A 21,703-nucleotide genomic window follows, 5' to 3' on the forward strand; every position below is an offset into this window, starting at 1 on the left:
ATCGCGGACACGCCGATGACCAAGCTGGAGCAACTGCTTCCTTGGAATTGGACGCCTCCGACAGTCAACGCTCAAGCGGCCTGACCTGCGGCCTCAACCGGAGGCTTACTTTGCGACGACTTGTAGTCTGGCATTAGCTGCAGCCCCTGAAGGACAGAAGCTCTCTGACATCATTTCTAAGATCGAGCAGTCGGCGGATTTTGCATATGTCGATGAAGTCGATTGGAATGACCGCGGCTATTATGAGATAGAGTATCTCATGAAAAACGGCGCGAAAGTCGAAATCAAAATTGATCCGAAGACTGGCGAGACAATCAAGTAAATCTTGGAAAAGTGGTGAGCGCGCAGGGATTCGAACCCTGGACCTACTGATTAAAAGTCAGTGAATAACATGTTTATTTTCAATATGTTATTGGCATCATGTGTCATTTATGTGCCAATCTATCATGAGGCTAGCGTTTCGGCAATCCTGTCAAATGCTGCCTTATGATCGTCGGATGGGAACAGATGACCGTATCGATTCATGGTTATTGCGTAGCTGGCATGCCCCGCCAATGTCTGCACGGCCTTGGGGGAAAGTCCGGCTTCGATCCACGTCGAAATCGCATAATGCCTCAAGGCGTGCCATCCGATATCCGGGGCGTTTGTTTCGGCTATAAGGGGCTTCCAATCCCGCTTCATAAAGTTCGTATGCCTGATGAATCCGCCCCTGCTGTCGGTAAACACGAAGTCGTCAAATCCATTATGCTTGGACGACGCTTTCCACGTCTTCAGCTGATCAATCATCGCCTTTCCGATTGGAACGGTTCGGCGGCCCGCCCCCGACTTTGTCGTGTCAAACTCGCCATAGGCATCAACGCGCGTCTCGACACTAACGTGACCGTTTTCCAGATCTATATGCGCCCATCGCAGCGCCCACTGTTCGGAAGCACGCAGGCCGGTGGCAGCGGCAAAGCGGATACGCAGGTCGATAGGCGTCTGAGCAAGATTGAGAATTGCCGCTAAAGCCATTTTGGATGGCGGCGTTACTCGCTCCGATCCTTCGTCCCGCTTTCCAATAACGCGGACACCCTTCGCAACGTTTACACCGACCTTGTTCGTTTCAATACCATGCTTTAGGGTGCGGCTTAACGTGCCAAGGACGCGTCGCGTTGTGACGATTCCCGCCTCCGCGTTGCGCATGTCATCACGAAACTTGATGACATCGGCTGTCGTTAGCTCTGCCAGCGTTTTCTCGCCAATGCCGTTTTCGAAGCCAATGCTGCTTTCGTCGGTGGGGTTGATCCAATTATCGAAATGCTGTTTCGTCGTCCGAAGGTAGGACTGAACGACCTTCTCGCCGCGCTTGTGGCGAAGCTCCATGGCTTTATAGAAATCGTCGCAAACATCCGCGACTGTAGTTTTCTTCGCCTCTTCCTTGTAAGTGGCTGAACCTGTCATGGCGATGAGTTCCGCCAGCCTTGCCTCCGCTTCGCGCTTCTTTGTGAATTGTTCACGGTGCCGCTTGCCAAGACGATCCGTAAAATCGAGTTGCCAAGCCTCATGCTGCCCGCTGGCATTCTCCCAGGATCGCTTCTTAATTTTGGCCAAAATGAACTCCTGATAATTTTGGCACATAATATACAATGGCACACGAGCCGACAAGTCGACGGAACAGAATCATGGCCTGTTGACTTTCATTCTATATGAGAACAAAATAGGAACATATAAATTAGCAGGAGGAAGCCATGAACGCTCTTGTGCAAAATTACGAAGATGAAATTCAGGAGGTTCTCGCCTACCACGGCGGCGATGTGCATGCGGCCATTGAGGCGCTTCTGAAAGACCGCGACTTTCTGGCGCGTGAAGTTGAACTCGCTCGCCTTGCCGTAACACATGGACAACGCGCCGACCTTTTTAAGAGGGCTGCGTGATGAAAACGTACCAAGTCGCCCTTCCTGAAGCCTACGCTCTGAAATGCGCCCGGCGCGAAGTGCATCGCGATGCCGACCGCCTTGGCGCTCGCTTACCTCATCGTATGGCGCGGAAGTCAGGCGTGGACTTCTGCGTATTCAGCTTCCCGACAGAAAGGCTCATGGGCGCCTTTATGCGACGGCACGGCGGGAAGCCATTCGGCGGCGCTGCATCTGCCGACAAGTGGGAAAAAATCGTCGTGCGATAATGAATACGCCTGCCCTATCGCGGGCAGGCACCGTTGATAAAATTTCAGACAGGTTTGGAAATGAAGATGTCTGCTTATGAGGAGCACGGCAAATGAACGCGCTTGCGCAAAAAGAAGGATATCAGGACGAAATTGATCTGGTACTCGCCTTCCATGACGGTGACGTGCGAGCTGCAATAGAGACCTTGCTGAAAGACCGCGATTTTCTTGTGAAGGAAATCGAATACGCCAGTCTGGCTATGTCGATGGGTTTTGCACGCGGCTGGAAACCGACGGTGTTCGTAAAATGAGCGGCAGGTCACGCGGTGAGCCGCCTAAGACGCTCATCAACAAAGAATATCCGTTTCAAGTCGTGCTTTACCTCACAGATTGGCACCGAACAAACCTCGTTCAGATGTTGAACGACCGGGAGAAATTGGGCGGTTATCACCTGTGGGCCGGTGTGTATCACGATAAGAAAGATTTCAGCACGGCCATGTTCCAGACCGAGGAAGGCCAGCAAGAATTCATCCGGCTTTACGGCGGCAAGGCACATAATCCGCACGACAAGTCTTCCAAGCCGTGGGAGACGTATTTTGAGAAATGAGAATAAGACCGACCTTCCTGAAGGAAATGCCTGCTTCAGCACGGATAATGGATCTGTTCGGCTGGTACGAACTGTACGGCTATTGCTGCCGCTGTGGTCATATCGGATCGGTCGACAAACGGATCATTCTGAGGAAGTTCGGAACACATACATACTTTGTTGATCTTCACCGACGAATGCGTTGCCGGGCCTGCACGGCCAAGGGCGATGCTCAGTTCGGAGTAACAAAACCACCGAGATAGAGAATGACTGGATACAAGACCGACCGAACTCCCAGCGCCAAAGGCAACAAGCTGTTTGAGCACTTCTGCGATGCGAAGGGCTGCAAAGCGTGGGGTTCGTTCGGCTACAAGACCGCTACTGTCCAACGCTGGTTCTGCCGCGAGCATAAACAGGAAGGCGAAGAAGCCTTGGCTGGACGGCGCAAATAAGAGCTACTTGGTGCCACGCTGCTTTTCAACGCAGGTTTTTGCTTCCTGCCCAGGAGAACATGCGTCTATCTCCGGCTTCTGTATCTGATCTTGCTTTTGCGACGACGGGACTTGGGTGCTGTCTGGATCGGATGGTGGCTGGCCCGGTGCTGCTGGAGGGTTACCCGGCACTTCAGGTTCCTGCCCACCAGATTGCGATGGCGCTCCAGATCCTTGTGCAAATGACGCGCTGGACACGATCACGAGGCCAACTGCTGCAGCTATCCATTTCATTCGACCGGCTCCTCGGCATGTTCAATCGTCTAAGGTAACTGTCTTATCGCAGTGATGTTCCATCGACGTATGGACGCAGTTCATAAGCGCCCTACCTTTTTGCAAACGAGGAGGAGCGCATGTGCGGACGATTTACCCAGACCTATACGTGGGCTGAAATCCACGCGATGTACAATCTGACGACGGTAACGCCTCGGAATATCCAGCCTCGCTACAACATCGCGCCGACCACACAGGTGGGCGTCATTACGCGGAACGGCGAAAACCTCGACTATTCTGAAATGCGGTGGTGGCTGGTGCCGAGCTGGTGGTCGAAAGACTTGAAGAGCGTTCCTGCCACGTTCAACGCCCGATCCGAGGAGATCGGCAGTAAGCCGATGTTTCGCTCGGCCTTCAAAAGTTCGCGCTGTCTAATCCCTGCAACGGGCTTCTTCGAATGGTCGGGTCCGAAAGAGGCACGTCAGCCTTGGTTCATATCCGCCAAGGACGGCAAGCCCCTCACCTTCGCTGGCCTGCATGAGAGATGGCACGACAAGGCTACAGGCGAAGAAGTGAAAAGCTGCACGATTATCACCTGTGCCGCTAACGACTTTATGGCGAAAATCCACACCCGCATGCCGGTCATTCTGGAGGAGAAGCACTGGCATCTATGGCTTTCTGAGCCACGTGAAGACCTACTCAAGCCAGCAAACGACGACATATTGCAAGCGTGGCGCGTGTCGCCCCAGGTCAACAACAGCCGATATCAAGGCGACGACACGATGCAGGAGGTGGATGGTGAAGGGTCCGAGACATAGTCGTGAATACGAAGACCGTGATCTGGATTGCCAGTTTCAGTTGGAAGATCATGTTTGGGAACTTGTCGACAAAGCTCAGCAAGCGGGATGGGGAGAGGTAGAAGCCGCGAACGCCATTATCGAACTCGCCATGAACCGCATTCTTCAGAACGAGGCAACAGAAGATGACAGCAGAGCACTTGCTGAAGCCGCCGAAAAATGGAGGAGGTCACATCATTAGTATTTCATAATATTATCAAATACTTAAATCATGAATCATCGCAATATTTTATTGACTGCTGAGACTTTTCGGCTGATTATTACCTTGCATCAGCCCCCGCAAACAGCTGGTGAAGCCCCGGTCTTGCCCCCGCGAGCCGGGGCTTTTAATGAGCTCAATAAAAATCTCCCCACCCAAGAGGATAGGGAGATATTAGCGGCAAATCACTTAGGCTTTATCGACCACCGACTTTACGGCGTCTTTTGCCTTGCCTTTGGCTTCCTGAGCCTTGCCCTTCAGCTTCTGGGCTGCACCTTCTGCTTCAACCTTTCGGTTGCCTGTAAGCTTGCCAGCTTCTTCCTTGATGGCTCCGCCGGCCTGATTGGCTTTTCCCTTAATTTTGTCCGTGGTGCTGCTCATCTCTTCATCCTTTGAATGATGGGAATTTCTTCGCAGGGTGAAAACGAAGAGAGCGATAAAACGTTCCCCATTTTTTCACGGGTACTTGCGAACGCATCTAGGGCGCCACAGGACCGCGATCAGTGGCTTTCTGACGTTGCATACCAGGTTGACTTTGTTAACACCCCTACTGGTATGTAGCCCCGGCGTCCCCCTCGGAGCCGGGGTTTCTATTCCGCGCCCATGCGACAATTAAAGCACCCGATTTTCGAACGCAAAATACCACTTGAAATTTGCCGAAACTGAGCGCTGTGGTTGCATAGAAGGAGCCACCGATGCCGTTCAGATCCGCAGACTATCAGGGAACATATAACCCGACCGAACTGGAGCTTTTACAGCAAGCATATACCCAATGCTGCGATCTCCTTGAACGATGCCCCTCCACCCATGAGGACAAGGACCGACTAGCCCGACTCGTGATGAGAATCTTCGAGGAAAGCAACCACGATCCAGAAATAACGGCAACGCGCTCGGCCGAATTGGCTAGGCTTTTCGACTGATCGGTTGTGCTTGACCACTAATCTAGTTCGCATAAATTATAACTTGCGCAGGCTTTTCAGACCGATGAAAACCCAACCTGCGTGACCCCGGCATGGCGTCCTCCTTGCCGGGGTTTACTTTTTTGTCAACGATGGCAAAAATTCGCAAGGAGAGGTAAGTCAGAATAAAATCTAGGATGCCACATGCCTAAGCGGATTATTCGTCCTCGCGAGATTGGACAATATCAAGGTCGCGACGCTGACTGCCAAGATGCCGTAGTTGACGGCGTTATCGATTTGATCGAACGAGCTGAAAAAGCTGGGTGGAGCGGCATGGAAGCAGCGGTGGCCGTCGGAATAATTGCCAGGGCTCTTGTCAGAGATCAGATAACCGTCGTTATTGATAACGAGCAGAATTGAGGCGTACCTCGACGGAAGTCACTCGACTTTTAAATTCGATGCGAATAGCTGACCTTAAACAAGGCTTGCTAGTGTGGCGACGCCCCACTAGCAGCTTGCAGCCCCCGGCAAAGCATTATTTATTTCGGGGCTTTTCATCTATTCAGCAACTGATATTCTGATTGCGCATGCTGTTCTGGTAAATCACTGAATGCTTTGCCCCTCAGCAGGCAAACCCCGGTCTCCCCCTCGGAGATCGGGGTTTACTTTTTTGACCAGAAGGGTAAATTTTGATTGTCCTTTTGGAGGGGACACAGTCGCTTGACCCCGTGCAGTTTTCCTTGCGGGGTTCTTTTTGATAAGAATTGAACTTCCGCAGATGAATCAATTATATGGCCCTTGGTACAAAGTGCGGCTTGCCCTTAAGTGACCTTAATTGTTCGCTTGCTATCCAAGTGCTGTCCGTCCACCATAGGTTGTCAGCCATTTGATTGAATACGGGCTCCGCTGACGCGGGTTGAACTGCCCTTGCCCGCAATTTGAAAGGAGGACGCTATGTCTTCCAATAACCATACTATCGATTTTCACTCAAACCATCGCATACTGAAACAGATGATTATGAAAGCCGGCTATCTCACATCCAGGATGAAGCCACTGCCGGGGCCTCATTACAATGAGTCAGTATTGATTCTGAATAGTTTTATGGCTGGGGTGATGGGCGACATTCAATCGAATGCGGGCCCTCACACTGATGGCTCATCCTCTTACGGCACGGCTTAACAATTATCATTTGAGGGAGCCCACACCGGGCCTCTCAAATAAATCGTTATTTCTCTATAAAAACAACGAAAATATTTATAGATTTAAGTCTTGCCCCTATGAAGTCGATCATGAAATATTAATAGTTTGACAAAATTTATTTAAGTTGATAGAAGTTAGACATCGAGATTTTCTTGTTGAGATTTGCTCTATGCGCGATTAGCACCGTGCGCCGAACGAAAACTCCCTTTAAAAAATCGTTTCTTCTCTGCGTTTAATTAAACGCGGATATCAATATTGCTATGAAAGGGGTTCAAATGAACACCGGCACAGTTAAATGGTTTAATGCAGCTAAAGGCTTTGGATTTATTCAGCCCGAAAATGGCGGCGGCGATGCGTTTGTTCATATCTCTGCGGTTGAACGCGCAGGTATGTACTCGCTGACCGAAGGCCAGAAGCTCACTTATGATCTGGAACAGGATCGTAAATCAGGGAAAATGTCAGCCTGTAATTTGCAGGCGGCTTGAATGAAGTTACTTCTTTCCTTTGACCACGGATGTACTGGCACTGTCGAAAGAAGTTGACTTTAGGGTCGGGCAATCGCCCGACCTTTTTTAATATAATTGCTCGGCAGAGGAGCGTACGCGAAAGAGAGATTAAAATGGATAACCATGTAAAGAATATCGGCCTTGCCTTACCGGCCACTAATCTTAGCATATTGAAAAGTTCTGTTGCTACGCAGCGCGAGATTGAAGACGCGCACAACCAGATGTCCTCCCCCTCAGAGGATTGGACAAAGCTTTCTAATATACTGAGGCGGTCATGCGGAGGCTCATCCCGAAGGCGGTCTTTTCGTAGATAGTTCCAAAAGGACGCGCGCTACTGGCTAAGTTTTCGTTCTCGTCTCCAACGCCTTCAGCCTCTCCGCAAAATAGATGATTTTATTCAGATCATACATTCGGCTGGCCGCGTCTTTCTCGCCGAACCGATAGCAAGCCTTAAAGATGTTGCCGAGCGCGAAGGACATGCCTTTGTGCTCGATCAGGTCGTTCAGTTCGGTCGCATGTGGAGGTAGCTCGTAATAGCTCGTGCTGCCGCCGTCGGAGGTGACGGGCGCACAATTGAGGTCGGCATAAATAGGCGCTGCCCTGTCGAGGACGAAACTCATACCTCCTCCCTCACCTTCCGCTTCGGCTCTTCAAACTCTTCAGTTACAGGCCCGCCAGCAAGTAGTCCCCGGACCGACGACAGCTTATCGCGAACAAGCGGACGAAACCGGCGCGCTGCGAATGGCGGGTTCTCATAACCGAACTGCGGGCAGATGCCCCGATCGACGCCTTTTAGGCGCACTCCAATGTAGCTGCCCTGCGTGTAGTGTTCGAACGGGCCGGTCCAGCTTACGGTATAAACTTCGCCCTCTTTGATCTCGATGAACTGTTCGAAGCCGACCTTGGCATCGATACAGACCACCCGATCACCAACTTTGAAGGGGATCATGGCGCCTCCCCGATCATTTCGAGAGCGGCGGTGTAGCGTGCTCGGTGCTCCTCATCGTCGCCATAGGCACGTAGATTGTCGCGCAGGTCTGCGATCTTCACCGGTCGCGCGATAGGGTTAGAGCAGGCCCGTTTGACGTAGACGAGATAGTCTTCATCATCGCGTCGGGTGATCGCATTCAATGCAAGAACGATGTCGTCGTCAAAGCCAAACGAATAGATATCGTTAAGCGACGTGTTCGTGTGCTCGATCATGTCATGCATAACAGCGAGGATCTGCGTTTCGCGTGTCTCCTGAGCCATCATAACGCGCAGTGGATGCAGAATGTACGGATCGCCGTTGTCGCTCTTCTGGTCCATATGCGCCGCTGCCGCTACCGCAATTGCTGTTTCAAGGTTACTCATGGGTTTTCTCCTGCGGCGCTCTCAAGCTGCGACGCTTGCTTCAATATTGCGGAACTCGACAAGCACACCAAACCACTTGGCCCGCTCGATGCCCGCGATCATACCACCGCTAATGCCACGGTCACCGTAAACAACGCATTTCTCTGCCACGCGATACCATGCGAGGCCAGCCTCAATGCCGAGTTCTCGCTCATCAGGCCGCATATCATCCAGCACTTGCGTATGCAGCAAGTGGCTCGCAATCGGTGCCTCGCCCCGACGCAAACTGTCCAGAAGGCAGGCGCGGGCATATTCGGCGTTGCGCACGACGTCACCGCCGTAGGGACTTTCGATGATGACGAGAGGCTTGCGTGCCAGTTGCCCAGCAACCGGCACCGGCCGCAGCACGGGAAAGTCGCATATGTAAAGCTCCCCAGCCCTTATCGTCACTCTAGTTACCGGCTCGTTGTCGTTATAAGGTTTTGGCAGGCAACTTATAACCCCGCCGCCAGCCCTCATCTGGCTCCCTTCAACAGCCGCTCGCGCGGCGCGGTCTTCTTCTTCTTCAAGCATGTTCTCTCCTCGTGTCTGTGGTGAAAGCGCCGCTTGGTGGGCGGCGCGGTGGCTGGTTAGTATCGTGGAAGGCGATTGCGCAAAGGCGCTGAATGATCGTGTGGTATGCCGATCCACCCGATTTGGAGCTCAGTGTATCCGCTGAAAATGTCGTTCTTGAACGCAAACCACCACTCACGCCAGCTAGGCCGTCTCCGCCGTTGCGACGTACGGACAGCCACTGTTGCAACGCGATGACTGTTGCGAATGGCGCGATAGAACTCCTTCACGAACCCGACGAAGAATACCAGAACAACTAGCCCACCGATAACCGTGAGGGCGGAAACAAGGATAATCAAGCCACCCTCCTCTCGCTCACCACATTATCATTCGCGGCCACCGGCATACGCGCGGCCCCTTGGACCATTTCGGGGCGGAGAATGTCGCGACCTACTTCGCCAAACTCTTTGCTGTAAGTGATCCGCTTTGCCGACCGCCCGGATAGCCATCCGCCGCCGGCTGCATATGCGTCAGGAGCGGCAAGCGTTTCGTGCTGCTCGACATACATCAGCGTGCCTTTGCGGGCGTCGTCGCTGTGTCTGTGCCCGATGTGCACATAGGCTTGGAGCGACCGCCCGAACATTTTGCGGAACATGCCAGCAATCGTCGCCTCGATATTCGCTACGCCGCGTTTGTGCCCATGATGATAGGCCAGCATCGTGCGGCCCCATTCGAAGGCATAATAAAGAGATGGCGAATTATCGACCGTAATACGCGGCTCGTTTTCGTACATGACTGCCAGCATTTCGCGAAGCCATGCAGATGACGCCGGATCATGATTGCCTGAAGCCATCACGACATGAACGCGCTCATGCTTCTGCAAAAGCATGTCGATGATGCGTCGAACTGTGCGGATTACCACCCGGATGACTTTTTGCAGTCGACTGTCAGCGTCAAGAACGTGCTTATGCGCTGGCGTGACGCTTTCCAATGCATCGTGATGCATGAGGTCGCCAAGTTGCGCCAGAATAGCCGTGTGTGCGTCTGGTGCCTGCGCTACAGCAGCAGAGAACCAATCAAGCAGCAATTGCTCGGCGATGCGCAGATCATAGTCGCTACCTGTCTCTTCACGCCATGACATCATGCCGAAATGGTTGTCGGTGATCGTGAACTGGTTCAGCAGATCATCGCGGCATCCTTTCGGAGCGGGCATAATGCTGACGCGCGGCAAGTCTTCCTTGAGTGCCTCGATCATGGCCGACAGCGCTTCGGCGCGCGCCTTATCGTCGGCCCGCTCCATAATGTGCTGCGTGATCACCCGACCTTCGGCATTAACGAGCGTCGTCTTGCCTTTGACAGCAAGGCCAGCAGTTGGCTCATAAACCGGGCCAGCCTCTTTCGTCTGGCGCATGTATGTGCCGTTCGGCGTCTCGGTAAGGCTTTTGATCGCATAGCCGGGCAACGTCGGCGACGGGCCCAACAGCCCAATCTCCGCCGCCCGCTTGATGCTCTCGTGGAATGCCGACTTCTTTATGCCGAGCACCGCAGCAGCCTTAACCAGCGTGCCGTGCTCGCGGTAAGCCTCCGCGCGCCGCAGGAGTTCTTCGTGTGAAAGGCGCGCAGCTGCGCCCTGTCTGTCATTGGACATACAGTCTCCTCGTGTTTGGTTGGTAGCCGTGGTGAGCGGCGCAAAAGGAAGGATGGAATGTCTCGATAAATGTGGTGTTAATGGAAGGGAAAATTAAAAACCGGTTCGACAACTATTGGTAGTTGACGTTTCGACTCGCCTCTGACAGCTTCTAGTTAACTTGGGCTAACCGCATTGGGGGATGGGGCATGAGTTCTTTCGAAGAAAGCCTTAAGATCATCGCTGACCGCGTGAAGACGCATTCAAGCACGATGGCAACTGAAGAGGCTGTCAAAACTGCCGTCGTCCTGCCATTTCTTCGTGCACTTGGATACGATGTTTTTGATCCCAATGAGGTCATACCTGAATTCACCGCTGATGCCGTGGGCAAAAAAGGTGAAAAGGTTGACTATGCAATTAAGATTGATGAAGAAATTCGGATTTTGATTGAGTGCAAGCCGATTACCTTCACTCTGGAAAAAAAGCACCTAGATCAGCTGTACCGCTACTTCAGCGTAACAAATGCAAAATTTGCTATCCTGACCAATGGAAGAACTTTCAACTTCTACACTGATCTGGATGCCCCAAATAAATTAGATACGCGTCCGTTTTTTGTTTTCGATATTGCGGACTTCAATCCGGCAATTGCTGTCGAGCTCAAGAAATTTGAAAAGGCGAGCTTTAACGTCGACAGTATTCTTGCCACAGCTGAGCGGTTAAAATACGCGTCAGGCATCAAAAAAGCTATCAACAACCTGATTGAAGAACCAACGGAAGATTTCGTACGGATCGTCGCTGCTGATGTATATGACGGGCGCCTTACTGCACCTGTAAAAGAAATGCTCACCGCAGTTACAAAATCGGCTTTCCGTGACGTTATTATGGACGCAGTGAAGAACCGTCTCTCCAATGCCCTAGCGGGAACGGAGGAGGTGATTGAACAAATCGAACAGCCCACAGATGATCCAGAGATTGTTACGACAGAAGAAGAAATTGAAGGCTTCATGGTCGTAAAGGCCATCTGTCGTGAAGTCGTCGCGGCAAAACGCGTATTTATACGAGATGCAAAGACCTACTGTGCAGTGCTGCTTGACGACAACAACCGCAAGCCGCTTGTGCGCCTGCACTTCAATCGTTCAACGAAGTATATTGGTATATTCGACGGGGATGTTGAAGACCGCATTATCATAGAAAGCCTCGATCAAATCTATGAGCATGCTGATCGCATCAAAAATGCTGCCTTGAAGTATACGCAAGTGCAGCCAGCTTAGATTGGATCGCGGCTGATTACCGCCATAACCAACGCACCCGCCTCATCCAGCTTCCCAAAAACGAAAAGAGCGGCCCGAAAGCCGCTCCCTCAAAACCTGGTTACTTTGCCCATCGGCCCTCGTACTTAAACTCGGTGGCCTTTTCGAGTTGTTCCTTGGTGGCGTTCATTTTTGCCGACCATTTCTTATCATTCTCAGAATAGACAATCTCGATGGCATCCGGGTCAACGACCACATACTTTTCGCCGACGCCCAAGAAGCCGCCAACCGATACGATATAGCCTTCGACGTCACCGTCGCCCATCACCACATCCTGGATCTTGCCGATGCTCTCATCGTTAGAATTCGTAACATCGAGATTCAAGATATTACTAGTAATAACGTCGGTAGGCTTTGCAGTAACAAACGCCTCTTCTTGTGTTGCGGTAGCGTTCTGCGCATTTGCAAAAGAAACGAGTGCGGCAGTTGCAACAGCAGCTAGCAAAATACGACGCATATTATATTCTCCATTCTTACTTGGTATTTCCGAACATATAATGCGTATGCTGTATCTTTGGTTCCAACCTTTCCGGAATTAAGTTCTACTTCTCACCGATTTTGGCTGCATGAGATTATCAATCCGCTCGGTGAGCCCGTCGATGCGATGCGCCACACTTTCGATGGCCCGCATGATCTGGGACGTCTGCTCCTGCATGCCTGCCTTCGTGGCGAACGTCTCAGCCGCGCGCAGCTTGTAGTCGGAAAGCTCCTGCCGCGTCAGGCTGGCAAGAGCCGTTGCAGCGTCCGCTTTCGCAGCGTTGCGCGTTTCGGCTTTCGCGATCTGGCTTTCAACGTATTTCCAGAGGCCAAACAGAAAGCCCATCAGCATTACGATAAAGCCGACAACGGCCATGATTTCAGCGCCGGTCATCCGATAATCCCCCTTGCTGCCACACCGAGCCATAGGCGGGCCAGCCATACCTTTGCGTAGGCATACCGAGCGCTCAAGACCGTACCCCGCATAGCTTTTCCAGTTTTGTGTTCTCCGCGAGTATCTGGCGCTTCGTGCCGTCGGTCAGGCTGTCCTCGACGCTCGGGCGTACAGGCCGGGCAACGTCGCAGTAGCTACCGGCTGTCACGCATCCACCGAGACAGAGCAGCGTCAACATCACCGCCGCCAAGCTTGCTCGTTTCATCTTCGATTTTCCTTGCTTTGTTGGCGGCTTTCAGTCGGTCGGCGGTGGCGCTTGTCGCGTTATCCGCCCTTCCCTTGAGGTAAGCGCCCGTCAGAATCGCGAGGGCCGCAGCGATAGCCACGGCCCAGCTAGTGATCTGGCTTTTTGTCGTCGCCCACAGGGCGGCTATCCACGTCATGTCGGAACCCCCGTTAAAATCAGCGCTTGCCGCGGCCCTGAGATAGGCAGCAAGTAGCCGTCCCGCGTTTCGGTCATGGCGCTGTTGGTAAGCCGCGCACGGTGCCATTCCTGCGCTTCGTTGCCGATCTGTACGACGGCCGTTTCGGCTTCCGTGTCATATTCGATCGCTACTCTGACGATCACGCCACCGCCCTCTTCAGTTCCAGCCGGCCGCTCTTCCAGAGCCAGAACCCCGCGCCTGCTGCAACTAGCAGGAGCGCGACCGTCGCAAACGCCCACGGGTTAGCCACAGCGCCTATGAGGCTAGTCGCCATAGTGCCCGCTCCACCGGTCAGCATCAGCTTCACCGCAGGGCTTTCGAGCAGCGGCACATCGTCAGGCTTGGCATCTTCGGCAGCGGCGGGTTTCATTTCGCGGGCCGCCACAAGGCTGTCGAGGAAGTTGCGGTAGTAACCCGCAATCAGGCTGGCCTTGTCGCTGCCGTTGACGATGGCACGGGCACCTTCTGGGTTAGCGTTACCCGCGCCAAAGTAGTCGGCCAGTCGCTTGCCCGTGAACTTACCGTTGATCATCCCATCAAACAGGATGCGGATCGCCGTCGCCATCTCCAGTGCGGCGTCGGGGTTATCGCCAAGGCCATACTTCTTGTAATTGTCCTTGCCGGTGATCTGCACCAAGGCGCGACCACGATATAGCCAGCCGTCGTTCGGGCGGGTGTTCCCCATCCTTCCGCCATAGACCTTGTTGGCCAAGGCCCGCGGATTGCGCACAAAAGGCTGGGCGGCGGCAACAGAAGCGAACCGCGACGGCCAGACCTGCCTGATGCGAGCAGCACTGGTGTAGGTAAGGTTTTCCTCGATCGGCTGCATCTTGCCGCCAGTCTCGTGGAATGCCGTTGCGAGCACGTAAGCCGTCTGCTCGTCTGGCAGGCCTCTGCGCTCAGCTTCCGCCAGAATAGCCGACGTGCCGTCGACCTGCGCTTGGCTCAAGCGTCCGCCAAAAGGCGCGCGCCTCGCATACGCGAAGAACGTTGTTTTGTTCATTGTAGATTTCCTTGTGAGGGGGCGAGGTGACGACAAAGCATCCGTTTCCAATCGGAAACGAGTTTCATGAGCATCCAAACTTCGGATTGATAGTGGTGCCTCGAGCCTAATTATCGGCATGGAGCCGGAAGGCTCACAGAATCGTGACCTAGGCTGGCTTGACTGGTTTCACAGGTCATACAAACTGAATTTCTGCTTTTCAGTTGATTGAAGTGCAGAACTTGGAGACGTTGCCGAGCATCGCTGGCGTCTCCCTTTTTTTGCCGAGAACGGCCGCCCGGACTGGCCGGGGCTTTGTTCAATTTATACGTGCCAACTGAACCTTCTCCCGCAATGAGAGTTATCTTGTGAGGAGGAGAGCGAATGAGTTGGTGGTTTATCGGAACGATAATGGTAGCGCTGCTTGCTCTGATCGGCTTCATGGTCTGGGTAGAGAAGAATCGCGAATGACGATCTTAAATCTCACAATCTCAGATCATATGATTGTATTGGGCGGCGTCATTGCCGCGCTAGCCGTTGCGTGCTTTTTGCTATGGCGACTTCCTCGCTGAGGGAGATGAAAAAGCCGCCTCAGTGGGCGGAGCGGTAGTTCGGATTTTTTGGGGTTAATCCTGCCAACTCATTCAGGAAGAAAGTTCATCGAGCCGACGCTTTTGGTCGAGCACAATAGTCGTCAATTCCTGAATTGCTGCCGTGAGGTCGGCTGTGACGCGCGAATAATCGACCTTCTGATACACGTCTGTGATACCTGTCTCGGTCCATGTCGCGCCTTCAGGGCATTGCGTTTCCTTGATGTTTTCAGCGACGATATTGCCGTCTTCGTCTTTGGCAACACCAACGATAGCGGTCTCGTCTTTTACTCCCGAAACCGCATGTGGTGCAGCTTGTTGAAGCTCATGAGCTAAGAAGCCATGCACAAACTCGCCGTCACCGCCTATCCATTTGTGACGCACTGGGCGGAAGGCCATGACGCGGAGCAACGCTGGGCCGATATCTTCGAAATCTTCCTCGCCAATGCTGAAAGTCACCAACGGCTCGACATCGTATTTCAATCGGTAATCGGACGATGTGAGGAATTGCACCCCATTTGCTCCATCGCCACGAATGCCGCCTGAAAGGCCGTACCCACCCTTGTAGCAACCCAACACGTACATGTTGGCGTCGTTGTAATAGAGCAAAGCAGCGGAATGCGATCCAGCTACACCTTGCGCCTGAATTGCCGGGGAACCAGTCTCAGGTGTACTGGTCGGTATGGCAGCGCCGACATATACTTTTCCTGTCGTCTTCAGATTGCCCGTTATCCCTGTATCGCCAGCGCGGTTGATCGGGGTATATCCCAGTGAAGTGACAGCAGGTGTTGTGCTCGCAAGCATTGTACGGGCTTGCGAAGTAAGGTCAGCGAGAGCCGCCGTATTTGTTCCCGTGAAGTAGGGAAATTTATCCGCAGAGCCAGCAAGAGCCAGAAGAGCAAGAGCAGCCGCCGTGATATCAGACTGGGTTAGATTGCCGGAACCGTCGGTATTGAGAATTTTGTTCGCAGCGAGCGTTAGCGCCGCCAGCTTGCCAAGACTGCCGTTCGGGTCTTGGATGCCGAACGTAGCCGGGTCAGCCAAATCCATCGTACCGACGCCAGTGAAGATAGGCACCATTCCAGCCGCGCCGACAAGGGCGGCGAAGGCTTCAATGTTCCCGCTCGACAACAGGTCGATCAGATTGCGAACTGCACCCTGATACCGGCTACCGTCCGGCTGGAAGCGGATACGGAGTGCGAGACCTGTACCGGCGGCGTCGGGAGGGCAAGGCAGAAACAGTGTACCTGAGTTCTGGCCGGTAATGGATGCGATAATCAGGATATGACCTGACGGTGCGATAATGGCGTCACCGGCCTGCACGGCTGCTGTCTGGAGCGCAGACCCGGTCGTTGTGAAGTCACTGCTGCCAGAGGTCAGTGTCACCGTGCCGATGTCATAATCAGGACGAATGGCCATTATTCGGGGTCCTTCAAACTGCTTGCCATTTCATAGGCCGCTTCAAGGTCTTTGTTGCGCTGCTCAAGCTCGGTGCGGAAAGCTTCGTTCTGGGCTTCTAGAATGGCCATCTGTGCGCGCATACCGACTAGCTCGTTAGCCAGAAGCAGGTTTCGGTTTTTGAGATACTCATTCAGCGCCATCGCCTCGCTTGCCGCCGCCATCGGATCGATTTGCACGTGCGAAGGCTTCGCCGGTTCATTCACCGTCGTTTCGGTCATGTCTGATTGTCCTTGAATGTCAGGTGTTATCGATCAACGCTGCAAAGCGGATCGTGCGGGTTGGGCCTGCAATGTTTCGGATGCGAACGTAGTTATATGGCGGGTTCACTTCCGCGCAGAAAGTGTCCCGATCAGGGTGTTCGCCGCCGGTACTGTTCAGGATCACGTAGGGCATTTTCCCGGCTGGGTTGGAAATGGTGAAGTCCTGCGCCCCACCGGCGGCCAATGTTACAGAGCCATCAAGAACCTGAGCCATCACGCCCATGCCAGGATACATCGACATCTTGTCGAGGCTGGCCGTTTCAACATCGTAGCCGGGGCGGGAGATGTAGACACCTTCGGGAGCATATTTAATGCGCTTGGGCATCAGAAGCTTTCCTCCAGTCGGTTCTTGAAGATCAGGGCGCGGAACAGATAGTCATAAGATGCCGCTGTGCCATTGCTGACCGATATCCAGATGTGGTTTGTCCAAAGCGCGATCTGAAAGAAGTTATTCATCTCTGTGGTCGCGGGATTGTTATCGTTCGGGAAGAACACGCGCCCAAGGCTGCTGGGTGTAACCGACGGAAAAACCATTGGGATATAGCCCAAGTCTGGAAATGCTGCCTCCCCGATATAGTACCGCAAGCCGCTGTTCTGATATCTCGTCAGTGGAATATCGATGGCTGCATGAAGTTTCAGATAGTCGTTGTCTGACGAGAAGGTGGCCGGATGGGCAAGATTATCCGCGTCATATCCAGGTGCCGTCATGCGCTTGAGCATCCGTCCTCCAGCTAGGCCGGTGAAACTGCGCTTGCTCATGCTTCAAACACCATGATGGAAATGCGTTGATCTGCAACCGACGCAAACTGATTGTTCACGGCAATTCTGTCTTTATAAGCAACAGGCAAACCGTTCGATGACTGGTAAAGCATTGCATTGTTCGGTGGGTTTACTGAATAGCCTGGGTTGTTCGGATGATTGTAGAAGAAATATTGCGTGTTCCCGTTCCAAACCCTGTAGAACTGAACAAAGAATTTCGGAATGAAACTCAGTTCATAGGGATATGTGAATACAAATCCCGCCGGGTATGATCCAAAATATTTGAATTTCACGCCGCAGCCATTGAACCAGTTGCTATCGAAGGTCTTCAGATCATCACGAAGTGAGGGAGACGCATTCTGCCCCGGCTTACTGGTTATAAGCCGAGGCGGATTACCAGTTTCATAAATGCGAACAGCCATGTTTCCTCACGTATTATCGCTAAAGATCAGCGTTGCAGCGTCGAGGTTGAAAACCACGTTGCCCGCAAACGATCGAATGATGCCGGAGTAGAGTTCCTCAACTCGACCGACCATCATGGTTGCTTCACCGCCGATGAAGGTGAACGGCGCTTTGCTGTTTGTGCCGTTCGTCAGGATGAGCTGGTCAGCATTCATCACGATCCGGCTTTGACCGCCCGTTAGAGCATCAAGGAAAATGGCAGCCTGCGATGTCGATCCGTTACCGGTAGCTGCGACACTCAGACCGATACGGGCCAGCGCGCCAGACGGCGTTGCTTCGACTGTAGTTCTGAACAGGCCAGACGCCGAGAAGTTGCCAACGGTTGCCGTCAGTCCGGTCACAGCGTTAGCCGTGGCGGTCACAACACCGTCCAACGTGGTGACTTTCACCTGCAACAGATCGACGGCGCTGGCAGTCGCTTCCAAGCCCGTTACCGGGTCATTGACGACAGCTTCGAGGCTCTCAATCCGGCTGACGATTGCCGAACCGGGGCCGATAGCGACTTCAATAGCCCGCGTATAAGAAGCTGTCAGCCCTTCTGCAGTAACGGACGCCTCTTCACGGAGGGTCTTAATTGCGAAAAGGTTCGCGCTATCCTGTTCACTGGCCTGTGCGCCGATACGGTCAAGTTCTTCCTGAACATATCGGAAGCTCTCACCGATCCATTCCCAATTCCGCTGAATGTCTTGGTTCAGCTGGTCGATATCGATTGGATAGATGTCGAGCGGGCCAAGCCGGATATCCAGCGTGGTAACGGGTATCCCGTCTGACCATTCAAACGGTCTATTGCCGGAATAGGTATTGTACCGCGCCCTGATCTGATAGCCGGTGTTCGGCAACAGCGTACCGGGAGCGATAAGCATCGACCCGACATCGACCCGTTCCGTTCTGCCGACATAGATCACACCAAGGTCGAACGCCGTGCGGACTTCAAACATGACCTGATCGACATCAGGCTGATCACCATCCCACGACAGAAGAATAGCGCAACGGCGGTTATTGCCGTTGCTGTCCACCGCTACCGCTGCAACTGCTGCGAAATCGACAATGGGCTGTGGCGTCGGGCGGATCGTGCCAATCGGCGCGAAGACCGGCGGCGTGTAATCGGTATCCGGGTCCCAGTCGTAATCGGATGGATCGACCTCAGTCAGATCGACAACAACGTCAAGATTGGCTTTGTCCGTGACGCCATCAACGCGCATGAGCTTGTTGACGTATCCGTTACGGGCAGAAGTCCACGAAATCACATCGCCCGGTTCCAGCGTCCAATATGACGGCGGCAGGACGAACGTGTGACGACGGGCACGGCGGGCCTCATTCAAGGCCGCTTTCATCAGGCGCTGCACCTGGCCAGACCGATAGACATAATCCATCGGTACATCGGTCAGCAGGCGTCTATTGCCGTCCTCGACTTCATATGTGGCGTTGTAAAGCGGCGGCGCTGCCTTGGTATTCCAGCCTTCATTCGGCTCTGGATAGGTCGCCGTGATCCCATTGACCGTCTCAGACAGCCCGAAGAACGGCGTAAACGTCTGCTCCTCGGTCGAAAGAATTTCGTCATCGGTGAAGAACGCCACTGGCGCGTCAGGTTCACCGACACGGATTTTGTAGACGCCCGCGCTTTCGATCAGGCGCGCATTGCCGCCAGTCAGAAGCTTATCGGTGGCATCGCCAATCGTCGTATCAACGGTGATTTCACCGCCGGTTACGAATTGCGGCTCTAAGCCGTCAGGGCCTTGCACCTGCAAGCGACACTTATTGACTTGCGCAATCCAGTCAGCAGCAGGCAAACGCGCACTGGTGACCGTCTGTAGGCCGTACAGCCACGTTCCTTGCTCAATGATCCCGCGAAGGACGTTATAGACCTGAACGGCCAGCAGATCGTCGCCATCACCGCCCCATGTTGACGGGGTGCTCCAGCGCTGCGGACCGGAACCGCCTGCCGTGCTGTCTTTCGAGATATCATAGAGCTTGCGGCCCTGTATCTCGAATTTGAACTGCGGGAAGCCGGTAAACAGTTCTTCATCGATCTGGGCCGTGACGATGGCATACGCCACGCCTTTGCCGATACGTTTGTTGCTGTATGGATATCTAGAGTTCGAAACCGTGTTGACGAGGAACGGATCAGCTACGGTCTGTGTGCCGTCGTACCATTTGATCCAGAGGTGATTGTCGTCGCCGCCAGTCTTGTATTCGGTAACCGGAAAGCCCCAATCTCCATAAGACGTATCGCTCGTGTCGATGGTTACGGGTTCACCGTTCACCCACAATCCGGTCAGTTCGCGAATAGGATGGTCGGCAAGCGCGATTACCTGAGTGAAATAGGCGTTCGGTGTCTTGCCGGACTTGCCCCAGGTATTTGCGTAGACCAGTGACCCAGCCGTGCAGGTTCGCCCAAACACGACAGAACGCGAGACATCACCGCCCGCCTGCAACTTGCCCTTTACGCCGCCTGCTTCCGGTGTCTTCTCGCCAGACAAAGCACGGGCGGCCAGTGAAAGGCCGACGCCAACAGCGATGCGCAACAGCGCGCCACCAAGTGCACCTGACAAAAAGGTAGACGAAAGCAGCCCGCCCACGATTGTGGACAAGCCAGTAAAAACAGCCATTGATGTCCTCGGAGAGCGGCTAGAGCCGTTTCAAAAAGTGTCGTTCCTGCGCCGTGAAGCCATGACGCTCGTAAAGTCGGGTTGTTACGGGATCGCCGCCCAGACCGACCATGTTGATCGCCTGACAGCCCTTGGACCGTGCCCACGCTTCATATTCGGCCAGCATCTTCACCGCACCACGGCCCCGGAAGGCGGGTTCAACCCACCAGACGAGTTCTTGCGCGCAAAGCTCTAGGCTGAAGAAATGCTGATGAATGGTCGCTGCAAAGATGCCTCGCAGTCCGCCGTCCATTTCCAGAACAAGAGCGAGTGAGTTTTCATCTGCCAGAACCCGGTCAATCGTCTGACTAGCCAAGGCCGCACTGAATGCCAGACCGACGCCGCTTTCAGCATGGAACCGCTTCACCATCGACAGGATAGTCAGCCGATCTGAAGCGACAGCCCGCCGGATCATTGGTTAGCTGCCCTGACATTGGCACCAATGCGCTGTGCCGCCGCTGTCGTTACCTTGCCCGTCTTCTGGCCCCAGAAGTGTTCTCGTTCGCCAATGGTCGAAGCATCTACGAAGAAATCATCGTCTGGGTCGCGCTTCTTTTGGTCTTCATGTGAACGGGTGCTCGGATTGTACCGCGTAAACTCGTGGCTGTGGCTGGCACAGGTGAGCGTTACACTGCCCTCCTCGCCTTCCTTCGGTGTCTTGATCTCGATCTCATCAACAAAGCCGATGAAGCGGTTGACCGCAGGCGCTACCAGTTGCCGGGTGAGTGGCGAGAACAAGCCACGGTAAACCTCAACTTGTCCTTGCTTCAGATCATACCCGCGAACAATGTTTTCCACCGCCGCATCTATCTGGTTCATCACAAGCGAAATCGTCTGAACAGTCAGATTAGCGACACCTGGAATGTCGCTGATCGATATCAGTGTACCGGAGCCTTCGAAGTTGCGCGGCTCCGAAAGGCCAGTATTCGGGTTGAGGATCATCGCTTGTACATCGCCCACGTCTGACCAGAAGCCATAGGAGAAGTTTGCGCCGGTCGCTCGGTTACGCGCTACAAGCCAGAGAAAGTCCCTCGCCACCAGCTGGCGGGCTTGCAGAGCCGCGTAGTTTTCCGGTGAAAGGTTTCTCATCGACGACCGCCATTGGTAACAACCGCGTCAAACTCTATAGTAAGGTATTCATCTCCATCATCTATCGCCAGAATAACGTCTTTTCTGACCATCAGACGTGTCGCATGTCTCTTTTCGCCGTCAACATCAAGCTTCAGATAGATACCGCCGCTGACGGAATTCTGACCGTTCTTGTTGTGCATGG

At 53.6% G+C, this 21,703-nt stretch carries 33 protein-coding genes; 12 read left to right on the top strand and 21 right to left on the bottom strand.

Annotation, left to right across the window (positions count from 1 at the left end; all coding sequences use genetic code 11):
- The first annotated feature begins 127 nt into the window (after window positions 1-127).
- Window positions 128-322: a PepSY domain-containing protein gene (locus QBD01_RS11340; protein ID WP_280993285.1), complete on the top strand. Its 195-nt coding sequence runs from the start codon at window positions 128-130 to the stop codon at window positions 320-322.
- A 122-nt stretch (window positions 323-444) separates the two neighbouring features.
- Here the strand turns inward: QBD01_RS11340 and QBD01_RS11345 are convergent, their stop codons facing one another.
- Entirely contained in the window at window positions 445-1,590 is a 1,146-nt protein-coding gene (locus QBD01_RS11345; RefSeq protein ID WP_280992887.1) for a site-specific integrase, read from the bottom strand.
- Window positions 1,591-1,727: 137 nt separating this feature from the next.
- On the opposite strand from QBD01_RS11345, the gene QBD01_RS11350 reads away from it, so the two are divergent.
- From QBD01_RS11350 to QBD01_RS11385, 8 genes are all read left to right on the top strand, one after another.
- Window positions 1,728-1,913 (top strand): CUE domain-containing protein, encoded by a 186-nt coding sequence (locus tag QBD01_RS11350; RefSeq protein ID WP_280992888.1) that lies wholly within the window; start codon window positions 1,728-1,730, stop codon window positions 1,911-1,913.
- On the top strand, window positions 1,913-2,161 hold the full coding sequence (locus tag QBD01_RS11355; protein ID WP_280992889.1) for a hypothetical protein: 249 nt from the start codon (window positions 1,913-1,915) through the stop codon (window positions 2,159-2,161). Before QBD01_RS11350 ends, QBD01_RS11355 begins: the two co-directional genes overlap by 1 nt.
- A gap of 92 nt (window positions 2,162-2,253) precedes the next feature.
- Window positions 2,254-2,451 (top strand): hypothetical protein, encoded by a 198-nt coding sequence (locus tag QBD01_RS11360; protein WP_121538175.1) that lies wholly within the window; start codon window positions 2,254-2,256, stop codon window positions 2,449-2,451.
- Window positions 2,448-2,747 carry a hypothetical protein gene (locus QBD01_RS11365; RefSeq protein ID WP_280992890.1) on the top strand — a complete coding sequence of 100 codons (300 nt, stop codon included), beginning with the start codon at window positions 2,448-2,450 and terminating at the stop codon, window positions 2,745-2,747. The genes QBD01_RS11360 and QBD01_RS11365 overlap by 4 nt, the downstream gene beginning before the upstream one ends.
- A 245-nt stretch (window positions 2,748-2,992) precedes the next feature.
- Window positions 2,993-3,178, top strand: coding sequence for a hypothetical protein (locus QBD01_RS11370; RefSeq protein ID WP_138787443.1), 186 nt, complete (start codon window positions 2,993-2,995; stop codon window positions 3,176-3,178).
- A gap of 59 nt (window positions 3,179-3,237) precedes the next feature.
- On the top strand, window positions 3,238-3,489 hold the full coding sequence (locus QBD01_RS11375) for a hypothetical protein (protein WP_280992891.1): 252 nt from the start codon (window positions 3,238-3,240) through the stop codon (window positions 3,487-3,489).
- 81 nt (window positions 3,490-3,570) lie between these two features.
- Window positions 3,571-4,248, top strand: coding sequence for an SOS response-associated peptidase (locus tag QBD01_RS11380; protein WP_280992892.1), 678 nt, complete (start codon window positions 3,571-3,573; stop codon window positions 4,246-4,248).
- Entirely contained in the window at window positions 4,226-4,468 is a 243-nt protein-coding gene (locus QBD01_RS11385) for a hypothetical protein (RefSeq protein WP_280992893.1), read from the top strand. Before QBD01_RS11380 ends, QBD01_RS11385 begins: the two co-directional genes overlap by 23 nt.
- A 207-nt stretch (window positions 4,469-4,675) precedes the next feature.
- Here the strand turns inward: QBD01_RS11385 and QBD01_RS11390 are convergent, their stop codons facing one another.
- A complete protein-coding gene (locus QBD01_RS11390; RefSeq protein WP_113533395.1) occupies window positions 4,676-4,867 on the bottom strand; it encodes a CsbD family protein in 192 nt (63 codons plus the stop codon).
- A 722-nt stretch (window positions 4,868-5,589) separates the two neighbouring features.
- Here QBD01_RS11390 and QBD01_RS11395 point away from each other — a divergent pair.
- Window positions 5,590-5,805 carry a hypothetical protein gene (locus QBD01_RS11395; RefSeq protein ID WP_280992894.1) on the top strand — a complete coding sequence of 72 codons (216 nt, stop codon included), beginning with the start codon at window positions 5,590-5,592 and terminating at the stop codon, window positions 5,803-5,805.
- A 1,055-nt stretch (window positions 5,806-6,860) separates the two neighbouring features.
- Window positions 6,861-7,070 (top strand): cold-shock protein, encoded by a 210-nt coding sequence (locus QBD01_RS11400; protein ID WP_113533941.1) that lies wholly within the window; start codon window positions 6,861-6,863, stop codon window positions 7,068-7,070.
- Between the two features lie 359 nt (window positions 7,071-7,429).
- On the opposite strand, the gene QBD01_RS11405 is transcribed toward QBD01_RS11400, so the two are convergent.
- From QBD01_RS11405 to QBD01_RS11425, 5 genes are all read right to left on the bottom strand, one after another.
- The gene (locus QBD01_RS11405; RefSeq protein ID WP_280992895.1) at window positions 7,430-7,711 is read right to left on the bottom strand and encodes a hypothetical protein; all 282 of its coding nucleotides are present in this window, start codon (window positions 7,709-7,711) and stop codon (window positions 7,430-7,432) included.
- Window positions 7,708-8,040 (bottom strand): hypothetical protein, encoded by a 333-nt coding sequence (locus QBD01_RS11410; protein ID WP_280992896.1) that lies wholly within the window; start codon window positions 8,038-8,040, stop codon window positions 7,708-7,710. The genes QBD01_RS11405 and QBD01_RS11410 overlap by 4 nt, the downstream gene beginning before the upstream one ends.
- Window positions 8,037-8,444 carry a GTP pyrophosphokinase gene (locus QBD01_RS11415; protein WP_280992897.1) on the bottom strand — a complete coding sequence of 136 codons (408 nt, stop codon included), beginning with the start codon at window positions 8,442-8,444 and terminating at the stop codon, window positions 8,037-8,039. The genes QBD01_RS11410 and QBD01_RS11415 overlap by 4 nt, the downstream gene beginning before the upstream one ends.
- Before the next feature lie 21 nt (window positions 8,445-8,465).
- The gene (locus tag QBD01_RS11420; RefSeq protein WP_280992898.1) at window positions 8,466-8,996 is read right to left on the bottom strand and encodes a hypothetical protein; all 531 of its coding nucleotides are present in this window, start codon (window positions 8,994-8,996) and stop codon (window positions 8,466-8,468) included.
- Between the two features lie 334 nt (window positions 8,997-9,330).
- Window positions 9,331-10,623, bottom strand: a complete 1,293-nt coding sequence (locus QBD01_RS11425; RefSeq protein WP_280992899.1) for an oxidoreductase — start codon at window positions 10,621-10,623, stop codon at window positions 9,331-9,333.
- Between the two features lie 188 nt (window positions 10,624-10,811).
- On the opposite strand from QBD01_RS11425, the gene QBD01_RS11430 reads away from it, so the two are divergent.
- Complete coding sequence (locus QBD01_RS11430) at window positions 10,812-11,873, top strand: type I restriction endonuclease (RefSeq protein ID WP_280992900.1); 1,062 nt, start codon at window positions 10,812-10,814, stop codon at window positions 11,871-11,873.
- 100 nt (window positions 11,874-11,973) lie between these two features.
- Here QBD01_RS11430 and QBD01_RS11435 read toward each other — a convergent pair whose 3' ends face one another.
- The 14 genes from QBD01_RS11435 to QBD01_RS11500 form a co-directional block, all read right to left on the bottom strand.
- Window positions 11,974-12,369 (bottom strand): PRC-barrel domain-containing protein, encoded by a 396-nt coding sequence (locus tag QBD01_RS11435; protein ID WP_280992901.1) that lies wholly within the window; start codon window positions 12,367-12,369, stop codon window positions 11,974-11,976.
- Between the two features lie 78 nt (window positions 12,370-12,447).
- Window positions 12,448-12,783, bottom strand: a complete 336-nt coding sequence (locus tag QBD01_RS11440; protein WP_078339719.1) for a hypothetical protein — start codon at window positions 12,781-12,783, stop codon at window positions 12,448-12,450.
- Between the two features lie 194 nt (window positions 12,784-12,977).
- Window positions 12,978-13,226 (bottom strand): hypothetical protein, encoded by a 249-nt coding sequence (locus tag QBD01_RS11445; RefSeq protein ID WP_280992902.1) that lies wholly within the window; start codon window positions 13,224-13,226, stop codon window positions 12,978-12,980.
- Entirely contained in the window at window positions 13,223-13,411 is a 189-nt protein-coding gene (locus QBD01_RS11450; protein ID WP_182520007.1) for a hypothetical protein, read from the bottom strand. The genes QBD01_RS11445 and QBD01_RS11450 overlap by 4 nt, the downstream gene beginning before the upstream one ends.
- Window positions 13,408-14,217, bottom strand: coding sequence for a chitinase (locus tag QBD01_RS11455; protein ID WP_280992903.1), 810 nt, complete (start codon window positions 14,215-14,217; stop codon window positions 13,408-13,410). Before QBD01_RS11455 ends, QBD01_RS11450 begins: the two co-directional genes overlap by 4 nt.
- A gap of 677 nt (window positions 14,218-14,894) precedes the next feature.
- Window positions 14,895-16,259, bottom strand: a complete 1,365-nt coding sequence (locus tag QBD01_RS11460) for a tail fiber domain-containing protein (RefSeq protein ID WP_280992904.1) — start codon at window positions 16,257-16,259, stop codon at window positions 14,895-14,897.
- Window positions 16,259-16,519: a hypothetical protein gene (locus tag QBD01_RS11465; protein WP_280992905.1), complete on the bottom strand. Its 261-nt coding sequence runs from the start codon at window positions 16,517-16,519 to the stop codon at window positions 16,259-16,261. Before QBD01_RS11465 ends, QBD01_RS11460 begins: the two co-directional genes overlap by 1 nt.
- Before the next feature lie 19 nt (window positions 16,520-16,538).
- Entirely contained in the window at window positions 16,539-16,886 is a 348-nt protein-coding gene (locus QBD01_RS11470; RefSeq protein WP_280992906.1) for a hypothetical protein, read from the bottom strand.
- Window positions 16,886-17,320, bottom strand: a complete 435-nt coding sequence (locus QBD01_RS11475; RefSeq protein ID WP_280992907.1) for a hypothetical protein — start codon at window positions 17,318-17,320, stop codon at window positions 16,886-16,888. Before QBD01_RS11475 ends, QBD01_RS11470 begins: the two co-directional genes overlap by 1 nt.
- The gene (locus QBD01_RS11480; protein WP_280992908.1) at window positions 17,317-17,742 is read right to left on the bottom strand and encodes a hypothetical protein; all 426 of its coding nucleotides are present in this window, start codon (window positions 17,740-17,742) and stop codon (window positions 17,317-17,319) included. The genes QBD01_RS11475 and QBD01_RS11480 overlap by 4 nt, the downstream gene beginning before the upstream one ends.
- A 6-nt stretch (window positions 17,743-17,748) precedes the next feature.
- Window positions 17,749-20,391 (bottom strand): phage tail protein, encoded by a 2,643-nt coding sequence (locus QBD01_RS11485; RefSeq protein ID WP_280992909.1) that lies wholly within the window; start codon window positions 20,389-20,391, stop codon window positions 17,749-17,751.
- Between the two features lie 19 nt (window positions 20,392-20,410).
- Entirely contained in the window at window positions 20,411-20,845 is a 435-nt protein-coding gene (locus QBD01_RS11490; RefSeq protein WP_280992910.1) for a GNAT family N-acetyltransferase, read from the bottom strand.
- Window positions 20,842-21,519, bottom strand: a complete 678-nt coding sequence (locus QBD01_RS11495; protein WP_280992911.1) for a hypothetical protein — start codon at window positions 21,517-21,519, stop codon at window positions 20,842-20,844. Before QBD01_RS11495 ends, QBD01_RS11490 begins: the two co-directional genes overlap by 4 nt.
- On the bottom strand, window positions 21,516-21,701 hold the full coding sequence (locus QBD01_RS11500; RefSeq protein WP_280992912.1) for a hypothetical protein: 186 nt from the start codon (window positions 21,699-21,701) through the stop codon (window positions 21,516-21,518). Before QBD01_RS11500 ends, QBD01_RS11495 begins: the two co-directional genes overlap by 4 nt.
- Window positions 21,702-21,703: the final 2 nt, after the last annotated feature.

The sequence above is a fragment of the Ochrobactrum sp. 19YEA23 genome, from assembly GCF_029909865.1.
GTDB classification, from domain to species: Bacteria; Pseudomonadota; Alphaproteobacteria; order Rhizobiales; family Rhizobiaceae; genus Brucella; species Brucella gambitense.

Bases quoted from the DNA above. Each gene is read 5' to 3' on its own strand.
- QBD01_RS11395 (WP_280992894.1), top strand. From the start codon at position 5,590: ATGCCTAAGCGGATTATTCGTCCTCGCGAGATTGGACAATATCAAGGT.
- QBD01_RS11475 (WP_280992907.1), bottom strand. From the start codon at position 17,320: ATGAGCAAGCGCAGTTTCACCGGCCTAGCTGGAGGACGGATGCTCAAG.
- QBD01_RS11435 (WP_280992901.1), bottom strand. From the start codon at position 12,369: ATGCGTCGTATTTTGCTAGCTGCTGTTGCAACTGCCGCACTCGTTTCT.
- QBD01_RS11370 (WP_138787443.1), top strand. From the start codon at position 2,993: ATGACTGGATACAAGACCGACCGAACTCCCAGCGCCAAAGGCAACAAG.
- QBD01_RS11400 (WP_113533941.1), top strand. From the start codon at position 6,861: ATGAACACCGGCACAGTTAAATGGTTTAATGCAGCTAAAGGCTTTGGA.
- QBD01_RS11465 (WP_280992905.1), bottom strand. From the start codon at position 16,519: ATGACCGAAACGACGGTGAATGAACCGGCGAAGCCTTCGCACGTGCAA.
- QBD01_RS11375 (WP_280992891.1), top strand. From the start codon at position 3,238: ATGCGTCTATCTCCGGCTTCTGTATCTGATCTTGCTTTTGCGACGACG.
- QBD01_RS11460 (WP_280992904.1), bottom strand. From the start codon at position 16,259: ATGGCCATTCGTCCTGATTATGACATCGGCACGGTGACACTGACCTCT.
- QBD01_RS11380 (WP_280992892.1), top strand. From the start codon at position 3,571: ATGTGCGGACGATTTACCCAGACCTATACGTGGGCTGAAATCCACGCG.
- QBD01_RS11440 (WP_078339719.1), bottom strand. From the start codon at position 12,783: ATGACCGGCGCTGAAATCATGGCCGTTGTCGGCTTTATCGTAATGCTG.
- QBD01_RS11470 (WP_280992906.1), bottom strand. From the start codon at position 16,886: ATGCCCAAGCGCATTAAATATGCTCCCGAAGGTGTCTACATCTCCCGC.
- QBD01_RS11480 (WP_280992908.1), bottom strand. From the start codon at position 17,742: ATGGCTGTTCGCATTTATGAAACTGGTAATCCGCCTCGGCTTATAACC.
- QBD01_RS11365 (WP_280992890.1), top strand. From the start codon at position 2,448: ATGAGCGGCAGGTCACGCGGTGAGCCGCCTAAGACGCTCATCAACAAA.
- QBD01_RS11405 (WP_280992895.1), bottom strand. From the start codon at position 7,711: ATGAGTTTCGTCCTCGACAGGGCAGCGCCTATTTATGCCGACCTCAAT.
- QBD01_RS11485 (WP_280992909.1), bottom strand. From the start codon at position 20,391: ATGGCTGTTTTTACTGGCTTGTCCACAATCGTGGGCGGGCTGCTTTCG.
- QBD01_RS11415 (WP_280992897.1), bottom strand. From the start codon at position 8,444: ATGAGTAACCTTGAAACAGCAATTGCGGTAGCGGCAGCGGCGCATATG.
- QBD01_RS11495 (WP_280992911.1), bottom strand. From the start codon at position 21,519: ATGAGAAACCTTTCACCGGAAAACTACGCGGCTCTGCAAGCCCGCCAG.
- QBD01_RS11425 (WP_280992899.1), bottom strand. From the start codon at position 10,623: ATGTCCAATGACAGACAGGGCGCAGCTGCGCGCCTTTCACACGAAGAA.
- QBD01_RS11390 (WP_113533395.1), bottom strand. From the start codon at position 4,867: ATGAGCAGCACCACGGACAAAATTAAGGGAAAAGCCAATCAGGCCGGC.
- QBD01_RS11360 (WP_121538175.1), top strand. From the start codon at position 2,254: ATGAACGCGCTTGCGCAAAAAGAAGGATATCAGGACGAAATTGATCTG.
- QBD01_RS11490 (WP_280992910.1), bottom strand. From the start codon at position 20,845: ATGATCCGGCGGGCTGTCGCTTCAGATCGGCTGACTATCCTGTCGATG.
- QBD01_RS11355 (WP_280992889.1), top strand. From the start codon at position 1,913: ATGAAAACGTACCAAGTCGCCCTTCCTGAAGCCTACGCTCTGAAATGC.
- QBD01_RS11410 (WP_280992896.1), bottom strand. From the start codon at position 8,040: ATGATCCCCTTCAAAGTTGGTGATCGGGTGGTCTGTATCGATGCCAAG.
- QBD01_RS11445 (WP_280992902.1), bottom strand. From the start codon at position 13,226: ATGACGTGGATAGCCGCCCTGTGGGCGACGACAAAAAGCCAGATCACT.
- QBD01_RS11385 (WP_280992893.1), top strand. From the start codon at position 4,226: ATGGTGAAGGGTCCGAGACATAGTCGTGAATACGAAGACCGTGATCTG.
- QBD01_RS11420 (WP_280992898.1), bottom strand. From the start codon at position 8,996: ATGCTTGAAGAAGAAGAAGACCGCGCCGCGCGAGCGGCTGTTGAAGGG.
- QBD01_RS11500 (WP_280992912.1), bottom strand. From the start codon at position 21,701: ATGCACAACAAGAACGGTCAGAATTCCGTCAGCGGCGGTATCTATCTG.
- QBD01_RS11350 (WP_280992888.1), top strand. From the start codon at position 1,728: ATGAACGCTCTTGTGCAAAATTACGAAGATGAAATTCAGGAGGTTCTC.
- QBD01_RS11430 (WP_280992900.1), top strand. From the start codon at position 10,812: ATGAGTTCTTTCGAAGAAAGCCTTAAGATCATCGCTGACCGCGTGAAG.